We start from the raw sequence: 1,064 nt of genomic DNA, 5'->3' as shown, positions 1-1,064 counted from the left end.
CGAGGGGCTGTTCGCCCCGGCCCCGGCCGCCGCGGCGCTTTTGGGCGCGATCCTGATCCAGATCGGCACCAACTTCGCGAACGACTACTACGACGCGATCCACGGTGCCGACACCGAGGAGCGCGAGGGGTTCACCCGCGTGACCGCGGGCGGATTGATCGAACCCGCCGCCGTCAAGCGGGCGATGTGGCTCACCTTCGCCGCCGCGATTCTGGTCGGAACGTACCTCGTCTGGGTCGGCGGCGTCCCGATCCTCGTGATCGGCCTGCTTTCGGTCGCTTCCGGGATCGCCTACACCGGCGGGCCGTACCCGCTGGGCTACCACGGGCTCGGCGACCTGTTCGTGTTCGTCTTCTTCGGCCTCGTCGCCGTCACCGGCACCGTCTACGTGCAGGCCGCCGCGGCGGTCGGTGGCGTCCCGATGGGTGTGCCGGAGGGAACCGTTCCGGCGCTCGCGCTACTGGCCAGTCTCCCGATGGCGGGGCTCACGACGAACGTCCTCGTGGTGAACAACGTCCGGGACAAGGAGGAGGACAGCAGGACCGGGAAGCGAACGCTCGCCGTCCGCTTCGGCTACGGTGTCTGTCGAGCCGAGTACGTCGCGATGCTCGCGCTCGCGTACGCGGTCCCGGTGTTCCTGTTCGTCGAGGGGTTCGGTCCGGCGATCCTGCTGCCCCTCCTGTCGATCCCATTGGCGGCGGTCGTGGGACGGACCGTCCTGACGCGGACCGACGGCGAGGCGCTCAACCCCGCGCTGGAGCGAACCGGACAGCTGCTCGCGCTCTACGCCGCGCTGTTCACCGCCGGACTGATCCTCGGATGAGTCCGACTCTCCGTCCGTTCACGCTCGATCTCGCTCGTCCGTTATCGACCGCCGACGGGACGATCAAGGAGCGTCGTGGGTTCCTCGTCGGCGTGGAACGGTCGACCGACACGGGGACCGTTCGCGGCGTCGGCGAGGCGACACCCCTCCCGGGATGGACCGAGGGGTACGAGGACTGTGAGTCCGCGCTCCGTGATCTGCCCGAGTCGTGGCAGCGGGAGGGCGTGGACTTCGACGGCGG

The 1,064-nt window shown here is 69.5% G+C and carries 1 protein-coding gene; it reads left to right on the top strand.

Annotated elements, in window-relative coordinates; genetic code table 11:
* Positions 1-823: 1,4-dihydroxy-2-naphthoate polyprenyltransferase (locus ACFR9S_RS01140; RefSeq protein WP_379817806.1), on the top strand; the 823-nt coding region annotated here is incomplete at its 5' end.
* Between the last annotated feature and the right edge of the window lie 241 nt (positions 824-1,064).

This window comes from Halolamina salina (assembly GCF_042678005.1).
Taxonomy (GTDB): Archaea; Halobacteriota; Halobacteria; order Halobacteriales; family Haloferacaceae; genus Halolamina; species Halolamina salina.
The sequence above is the reverse complement of the archived record's forward strand: the minus strand, read 5'-3'. Positions and strand labels throughout refer to the sequence as shown.